The sequence below is a fragment of the Microcoleus sp. MON1_C5 genome (genome assembly GCF_036701875.1).
Classification (GTDB): domain Bacteria; phylum Cyanobacteriota; class Cyanobacteriia; order Cyanobacteriales; family Microcoleaceae; genus Microcoleus.
The window spans coordinates 1-8,124 of the sequence record NZ_JAUBRN010000115.1; the positions used below are offsets into that span (position 1 = coordinate 1).

Here is an 8,124-nt window from a genome sequence, read left to right on the forward strand (position 1 = left end):
CTGTGCCTATTACTAGCTGAAATATGTTTGTTCCTTGCAGGCGTGCTATCGATAGCATACCACAACTGTGCAATGCCGTCCCGATACCAGGACTATGACCCATGCTGGTACACCAATGAGATAGAATGCCCAGGCCCAAAAACGCGATTTTTGCTTGCCTTGACTGTTTTTACTGCGTTCCGCCCTTGAGAAAAAAACTTTGTTGAGAAGATAAAATAATCCTCCCCATACTTGAAGAAGTAAGTCGATCACAGGTTACACTTTGATAGAAGATATAGCAATCTTAAATGAGTCGTAAATTTTTGACCCCACCCCAACCCTCCCCTTATCCAGGGGAGGGAGTAAGAAATTCACAAATGATTTAGGATGGCTATAGTCGATAAAATATTCCCAACAACATTAGGCTTAAAACTTAATGTCCTTTGGAAAAGGAACAGCTCGTTATGCCAATTATAACTCGTAACTTTCTAAACACTTAAAACCCTCCACAAAGTATTGGTAGTGATCCACAAGTAATGAGGCATTGTAGTGATGAATGAAATACCAGATGGCACCAATGTGATTCTCCAACGATTTTAAAAAGGACAAGGTTTTTCGGACTAGCCGAGACACCCGTTGCCTCAATGTATTGTTGAATCGCTCTTCGGTAGCTGGTTTTGCTGTCGGACATCGGGCGTAGAACGGCTCCATACGCTGCCTAGAAATTGGCGATAGACCGGAGGCAACGATTCCCACAATTTGCGGGCTGCTGCTTCATCCCGTGCGCCAATGTAAACGCCAACAATCTCACTCTTTGTCTGCATCAAGCGCCAACGGAACCCACTGCTTGTTGTCTTTGTTTTCTACCAATGACCATAACTCATCGCATTGAAACGCTCACGCCTCCCCTTTTTTTGGGTGTTAGCTGCACGCTTCGGGCCACCTTGGCATATTTCTCGTTTTTAGTGCGGGGCTTTCAACCCAAATTTTCGGTAAAAATTGGCAGCGGCTAAGGCAAAAACCGATCCAAAGCCGCTTTCAACTCTTCGATTTCCGTATCGATATTGCCTTCTTTAGCGGCTCTGCCAATACACTCAGTTAAATGTTCATCAAGAATGATTCTCGCTACGCGATCGAGCGCTCCTCGAACCGCAGCAACTTGCACGAGAACTTCGGGACAGGGACGGTTTTCTTGGACCATTGTTTTAATGCCGCGGACGTGCCCTTCAATCCGAGACAAGCGATTTACCAGCCGCCGCATCGATTCTTCATCGTGATGGTGAGGGTGGACTGATTTATCGTCGTGATGGTGGTGGGAATTTGAGGGCAAGGATTTGTCAGTAGAAGTATCAGATAGAATCATTGGGGTTACGAGGGAATTTTTAAAAGTTAGAATTCTGAATATGTTGAGTTGGTGCGGGATCCTGACTCATGTATTGTAACTGTCAAAATATATTTAGGATCTTCATAGCGGCAGATTATTGAGTCCGCACGATCGCACACGTTTACCAGACTAACCCAGACTAACAAAGATTGACGCTATGCGACTATTTAAGTTTTTTCGCCCCACACCTCGAATCGGTGCTCGTTGGTTCGCCCTAATTTTAGCAATGACGATCGCCCTGAGTGCCCTGGGTATCAATGCTGCACCCGCTGCCGCCGCTGAGGGCACAAATCCGCCCAACTTACAGTTCCCGAGTTCCCCCGCCACCCCCCCGAATCCGCAACAGTTAGCGCTGCGGGGCGGGGAACTCCTGGCGGATACGGCCAGTTTTGTGACGGCGGCTGTCGATCGAGTCGGACCGGCAGTTGTCCGCATTGATACCGAGCGCACTGTCAGTCGCAACATCGACCCTTTAATGGAAGACCCCTTCTTCCGCAGATTTTTGGGAGAAGATTTACGCAGCCTCACCCCCAGACAAGAACGCTTACGCGGTCAAGGTTCCGGCTTCATTATTGACAAAAGCGGGATTGTTTTAACCAACGCTCACGTAGTTGACAAAGCCGATCGAGTGACTGTCACCTTAAACGACGGCAGGACATTTCCAGGAGAAGTCCAAGGTACTGACGAAGTAACAGATTTGGCTGTTGTCAAAATTAATACCAAACAATTAAACCTGCCGACGGCCACCTTGGGAGATTCCGACGCGGTGAAAGTGGGAGATTGGGCGATCGCCGTGGGCAACCCCCTGGGATTTGACAACACCGTCACCTTGGGCATTATCAGCACCCTCAAACGCTCCAGTGCAGCCGTCGGTATTCCCGACAAGCGGCTCGATTTCATTCAAACCGACGCCGCCATCAATCCCGGCAATTCCGGCGGCCCCCTGTTAAACAGCAGAGGAGAAGTGATTGGCATCAACACGGCGATTCGAGCCGACGCAATGGGTATTGGGTTTGCGATTCCGATCGACAAAGCCAAGGCCATCTACGCGCAGTTAGCCAAGGGAGAACAAGTCAGCCATCCGTTTTTGGGGATTCAGATGATTGCTTTGACTCCTGAAATGGCCAGAGAGAATAATTCTGACCCCAATGCTCCTTTAATTGTGCCGGAAGTCCAAGGGGTGTTAGTGATGCGAGTTGTGCCAAATACGCCTGCTGAGGAAGCAGGGATTCGCAAGGGGGATGTCATCGTTCAAATTGATGGCGAGGGAGTGACTGAACCCGAACAGTTGCAAAATTTGGTGGAAAACAGCAAAATCGGTCAAATTCTGCAACTTAAGGTGCGCCGCGGTGCCCAGATTAAAGAAGTTCCGGTTCAAACTGCTCAACTGAGAGATTTTTAACTAGAAGGGGAAGGGGGGAAATCGCTAAAACCCCCTCCTCGACTCGATCGCGTGCTGGGCCTAAAAATTGTTCACAAATGAAATAGGATTGCTATCATAGATGATTTAACTTCACTCAACTATGACCGAATATTGCGTCTATTTTTAACTCAAATGCTCCTGTAAAAGGATCTCGCCCTTCAGTCTAGATCGCACTCTAACCGCTTCAGCTCAAATCCGTGCTTCATGGGAATTACAAAGTTGAGTCAAGTGGCAGCTATATGTATTTTCGATATATCAGCGCTAATTTGAGTTTATCGACTCACAGTCAACTGTCAAAGGTTAACAAGAAAAACTCTTGATTGACTTAAATAGGGATGGCTTTCTAACTGTTTAATTCACCAACTAAAACGCCCAACCATTGCGATGACGCTGGCAACTATGCAGAGTTATAGTATCGTTTGTAACAGTTATGTAAGTTATCAGCAATTAAAATAAGTGGGTTTAAATAAACATTACAGGGTAGACCAGCTTTTGCACTAATAACATCTCTCTTAGTATAGATACTAGGCTAAACCTGCCCGGGCAAGACCCTACAAAATATTATTGTTTTTTTGCGCTTACCTACTTATATTAGCCATAATTAATAGACATAAAATAAAAAAATCAGGGAAAATTTAGTATGACATCTGTGGATATTGAAAAAAAAGTCATGACAGAAGAAGAGGAAGCAAAGTTATGGGAAGCGTTCCAAGTATTTGACGCGGACGGGAGGGGTGCTATTTCATCAGAAGAACTCGCTCAAGTGATGCGATCGCTAGGCCAGAGTCCTAACGAAACCGAGCTGCGCGAGATGATCAAAGAAGTGGACGTAGACTTGTCGGGCAGTATCGATTTTGAGGAATTCAAAATGCTGATGATGTCCGAACAAGGCGATCGCCAGAGTCGTCTCAAAAGGTCATTTAGTGTATTTGATGAGGATGGTAGCGGTCAAATCACTAAAAACGAGATGCAGGATATGATGAGCCCGTTTGGGCTGACAGAGCCAGAGCTTGATGAGATTATCAAAGAGGCAGATCATGACGGCAATGCCTTAATTGACTTTGAGGAATTCTGCACACTCGTACCCGATGAGTCAGATATCACAACAGCAGATCAAGACTCGCCGATTCCCGTTGTCAGTACACAGACAACCGAGATTTCAGATAGTACAGTGGCTGCGATCGAAAGTATAGCCACTGTTGTCAATGAGGCAGCTTCTGCCACTATTGAACCTCATCTACAAGAGCTACAAGAACCACCCACCGATAGCAATCGAGAAATAGCGCGGCTCAAAGAACTACTCGCCCAACACCCACAAGCTGATAAGAAGCGCGGTACGTCCCGCTTGGAGATGCAGATTGGTTTGTTTCGTCTGATCCAGGGAGCAGCCTACCGCAGCTTCCGCGAGAGTTTTTCCGCCAACCACGAGACTCACCTGTGCGTGAGAAACTTGCCATACAGAATCGTTGATTTTGTGCCATTTGTCAGGAGTGCGATCGCGCTTTATAAAGGATTGGGTGTAGTAGAATCGGCGTGCAACCCTCTACTGGATGCAGTAGTTAAATCGCTCGAAGATGAATTGGGCAGACTAGAGCATCGCATCAAGAATTGGAAAACCATAGAAAAAACTCCTGAAATGTTGGCCGAAGAAAAAGCCATGTTGGAGGCGCGGGGTAAGTCTGCCACGGCCAAGGAGAAGTTTGGGGCGGCAGTCGAGTTGGCAATGACCATCAAAAAGGATAGTCTCAACTTGCGTGACATCGCCGAGGGTGTGCTTGCAATCAACGAACTCAACCGACTGCGAAACCTGGAGCTGAGTGAGAACATGGCGCCGCCACCACCCAAATCCGAGGGAGATGCCAAGGAGTACCTGAAGAAGTGGAACCGGGTCATCCTCTCGGAGGCATCAGAGGAAATAGATGGTGCGATGATGCCAGTAGCATATTGGTATGAAGACTTTATGCCGAAGTTGCTGGCTGCCTTCAGCGCCGTTACCGCAGCAGACATCCCGTTCAACACGGTGCCTGATGAAGCAGCTTTAAACGAGTGGTACGAAGCGACTAAAACGTCAGGGGAATTTGGGCGCTATGGGGCGGATGTTGCAGAAAACTTTGCCAAATGCGCTCCAAAACAGCAACTGATGCTTCAACAGGCATGGCGCTTGACCCACCACTACCTCAATGGGATACAGAAACGGCGCGAAAGCTTAGAGTGTGGGCGCGAGTCTGGCGAACTCTCGCAATATGTGGCGTTTATCGATGTTTATATCGATCGCACTGAAGTAAAGAATTCACAAATGCGGGTCAGCTTCCCTTACTATATTGGCCCTGCGGTGTGGCGTTTCTTCCACACTACGGCTGAAATCGTCTCTACCAAGACCCCCGAACAGCAAAAAACTCTGGTGGCAATTTTCAAGGAATTCTTCAACCTGTTTGCCACTATGTATCCCTGCCCCTACTGCCGCCACCACCTCAACGCCTACGTCGTGCAGAATAAAGAGGTGGAAATGTACCCTCTGGAGTACCTGGTGCTTGGGCGCGACCCGCGTCTGAATAGCTTTGAGGTATCAATGGAGGCCAAGCTGTCCACCGTAGTAGATGGCGATTCCCTGCGCTTATTCTTCTGGAAGTTGCACAATACTGTCTCCTCATCAATTGCGCGATCGGAAGAGTGGTATCAAAAGGATGAGGAAGCATTCTACACCACCCGTTATTGGCCCAGCATTGAGTCTGAGCTAGCACGAGCCAAAGCCCTCAAACAAATCAGCATTGCCACCGATCGGATGTACCGCCTCTACACCATACTCAAGCCCGCGGCACGACTGACAGGGGTGAGAGCAATATTGCACAAGCTGTTGGATAAGAGGGATGAGGAAGGCATCAAGGAGGTATGCTTAGTTGCCCAAGATTACATCCAGGAGTTGGACGAGGCGATCGTCACGGGACAATTCCTACAAGAGACATACTACTTTGACCCTGACCTTGTGGATGAACCTCCAGTATTCACTCCTGAAGAAGAGGAGTTTGCTCGCAGCGGTGTGTTCGTCGAGGCTACTTGAATATCAGTCAGTAAAAACTTAAGTTTTTAAGCTTAACTTTTTACCTCTTCAAATATATAGCAATACTCCAGGAGTTCGGTACGGGAAAAACCGCGATCGTTTTATGACAACCCCCTTAGCGGTTAGGGGGTAAACTGAGAATAGTCTCTTTTGTTGCGGAGCGATCGCACGACTCATGCTTCTTGCCTATCCCAAAATTCCAGATAGTAAAAATTGCCCTAACGAACAATGTGTAGCTTTTGAGAAGTACGATGGCACTAATTTGCATTGGGTTTGGGAAGTTGAACTTGGTTGGTATGCTTTTGGTACGCGCCGCAGTAGATTTGATTTGGATGAGATGGGAATTGCAGAATTTAATACTGCACATCCAGGTTTAGAAGAAGCACCGGAAATATTTAAAAGAGACTTTGCTAGTCCCTTAGAGTCTATATTTCGAGAGAACGAACACTATCACTGCCCTGAAATTACTGTGTTTACAGAGTTTTTTGGTGCTAACTCGTTTGCGGGAAAGCACAAAAAGGACGATCGCAAACAACTGGTGCTTTTTGATGTGGAAACTGAGGGCGGTATGGTTGTTCCCGATCGGTTTATTCAGGATTTTGGTAAATTAAATATTGCGCGAGTGATTTATCGCGGCAAACTGACGGGCAAGTTTATGGACGCTCTTCGCAAGGGGAAATACGGTGTGGATGAAGGTGTTGTGTGCAAGGGAGGCCGCAATTCTAATAATCTGTGGATGGTGAAGATTAAGACTGATGCGTATATGCAGAGATTGCAGCAAGCTTTTAAGGATGATTGGGAAAATTACTGGGAGTAATATCAAATCTGAAGGCTAACTTTTATCGGCTAGTTTTGTAATAGGGTGCGTTGCAGCCAGGTAAGTATAGATTGAATCGGGTGGGGGTGTTGAGTTGAGAAAGTGGGAATAATTGGATGGGATGAGTCGGTGATGAGGCAGATTATAGCGTCAAAGCGTGTAAGGGTATGCAGAAAAGTTTGGCTAAAATCTTGGGTAGCGGCGATCGCGTCTTCGTAGAAGTTGTTGTAAGACCGTCGGACAATCGAGCAGTTATTATTTACTATACCTCTGAAAAAGATACTGTAGATAATCCTAATGCAGAATTATGGATTGATAATGGGGTTGATGAACCAAGAACTTTAACTCTAGGCAAAATTATTAAAACGACAGGTATTAATAGGATTCGAGTTTAAACATGGATATTACAAATGAAGTAGCCCAAATAATTGGACAGGCAGAAAGCTCTACGCTTGAATATAAAGCGGTTTTGCCACCATCCAATAACATTGCTAAACTAATCAGTTCATTTGCTAATTCTGAGGGTGGATACATCATTTTGGGTGTGTCAGAGGGTCGGCAAGGAAATATCGAAATCAACGGTTTAAGTGAAGAATTTCATGCCAACACAATTATTCATAAAGCATTAGATATTCTTTCACACCAACCGCAGGTATATTACCAATACGTTGTATATAATGGCAAAAAGCTTTATGCAATAAAAATTAAAAAATGTGATTGTTTAGTTGCTGTAGAAGATAAAGTTTATAAAAGAGTTGGCGCTCAAATTCTACTTTTAAATCCTAGTGAACCTCAATTAAAAGTCAACGGATATTTTAAAATTACAAGTATAAATCAGCAGCTTGAAGAATATAAAAGAAAGGCAACAAATGCCAAGAGCAAGTTGATTGAACACTATCAAAGTATTTTAAAGATAATAGATGATCTTGCTCTGATGCTTTATCCAATAGATGCAAATACGCCTACAATCAATCAAGAAGGAAAAATACTTACGAGAATATTGTTTTCCTCCTTTGTGGATAACTTTGAAACATATTTGTCGGACTTGTTGTATGAGATTTTTCTTGCAAATCCGGCAACACTAAAATCTAAACAGCAAGTTACTCTTGAAGAGGTTTTAAATTGTTCAGACATGGAAGAATTTGTCAAATATTGTGCCAAAGAAAAACTTGGTAAGTTGCAAAAAGGTAGTGTAAAAGGTTTTATAAAAGAAAATAAACAAATAAGCGATTTGGGTGTTCTTAATGAATCCAAACAAAATGAAATAGAGAAGATACTTCAAATAAGGCATTTGTATTCTCATAGAAACGGCTTTGTAGATGAAAAATTTATTCAATATTTTGGGGGGAAATTTACTTTGAATTCAGAACATCAAATGTCTATAAGTGAGAGTAATTGCTCAACTAGGGGAAAAAATGGAGCCATCAATAGAGAGAGCTTGTTGAATAGATTGATAAGCAGTT

7 protein-coding genes and 1 pseudogene are annotated in these 8,124 nt (G+C 44.8%); 5 read left to right on the forward strand and 3 right to left on the reverse strand.

From position 1 onward, the window contains the following. Window positions 1-450: 450 nt before the first annotated feature. A pseudogene (locus QUA71_RS28430) lies at window positions 451-642 on the reverse strand (IS1 family transposase); the annotation flags it as partial. A gap of 346 nt (window positions 643-988) precedes the next feature. Then, complete coding sequence (locus QUA71_RS28435) at window positions 989-1,342, reverse strand: metal-sensitive transcriptional regulator (RefSeq protein WP_190659600.1); 354 nt, start codon at window positions 1,340-1,342, stop codon at window positions 989-991. Window positions 1,343-1,520: 178 nt separating this feature from the next. On the opposite strand from QUA71_RS28435, the gene QUA71_RS28440 reads away from it, so the two are divergent. The 3 genes from QUA71_RS28440 (at window position 1,521) to QUA71_RS28450 (ending at window position 6,661) form a co-directional block, all read left to right on the forward strand. Then, window positions 1,521-2,765 (forward strand): HhoA/HhoB/HtrA family serine endopeptidase, encoded by a 1,245-nt coding sequence (locus QUA71_RS28440; RefSeq protein ID WP_333290261.1) that lies wholly within the window; start codon window positions 1,521-1,523, stop codon window positions 2,763-2,765. 661 nt (window positions 2,766-3,426) lie between these two features. Next, window positions 3,427-5,844: an EF-hand domain-containing protein gene (locus QUA71_RS28445; RefSeq protein WP_333290263.1), complete on the forward strand. Its 2,418-nt coding sequence runs from the start codon at window positions 3,427-3,429 to the stop codon at window positions 5,842-5,844. 175 nt (window positions 5,845-6,019) lie between these two features. Continuing rightward, a complete protein-coding gene (locus tag QUA71_RS28450) occupies window positions 6,020-6,661 on the forward strand; it encodes an RNA ligase family protein (protein WP_333290265.1) in 642 nt (213 codons plus the stop codon). Between the two features lie 29 nt (window positions 6,662-6,690). Here the strand turns inward: QUA71_RS28450 and QUA71_RS29405 are convergent, their stop codons facing one another. Further along, on the reverse strand, window positions 6,691-6,942 hold the full coding sequence (locus tag QUA71_RS29405) for an NACHT C-terminal alpha/beta 1 domain-containing protein (RefSeq protein WP_445243835.1): 252 nt from the start codon (window positions 6,940-6,942) through the stop codon (window positions 6,691-6,693). Here QUA71_RS29405 and QUA71_RS28455 point away from each other — a divergent pair. Next, window positions 6,841-7,056: a hypothetical protein gene (locus QUA71_RS28455; protein ID WP_333290267.1), complete on the forward strand. Its 216-nt coding sequence runs from the start codon at window positions 6,841-6,843 to the stop codon at window positions 7,054-7,056. The two genes, QUA71_RS29405 and QUA71_RS28455, sit on opposite strands and share 102 nt — an antisense overlap. A gap of 2 nt (window positions 7,057-7,058) precedes the next feature. Next, window positions 7,059-8,124: ATP-binding protein (locus QUA71_RS28460; RefSeq protein WP_333290269.1), on the forward strand; the 1,066-nt coding region annotated here is incomplete at its 3' end.

Coding starts and splice junctions, on each gene's coding strand:
- QUA71_RS28435 (WP_190659600.1), bottom strand. CDS start 1,342: ATGATTCTATCTGATACTTCTACTGACAAATCCTTGCCCTCAAATTCC.
- QUA71_RS28440 (WP_333290261.1), top strand. CDS start 1,521: ATGCGACTATTTAAGTTTTTTCGCCCCACACCTCGAATCGGTGCTCGT.
- QUA71_RS28450 (WP_333290265.1), top strand. CDS start 6,020: ATGCTTCTTGCCTATCCCAAAATTCCAGATAGTAAAAATTGCCCTAAC.
- QUA71_RS28445 (WP_333290263.1), top strand. CDS start 3,427: ATGACATCTGTGGATATTGAAAAAAAAGTCATGACAGAAGAAGAGGAA.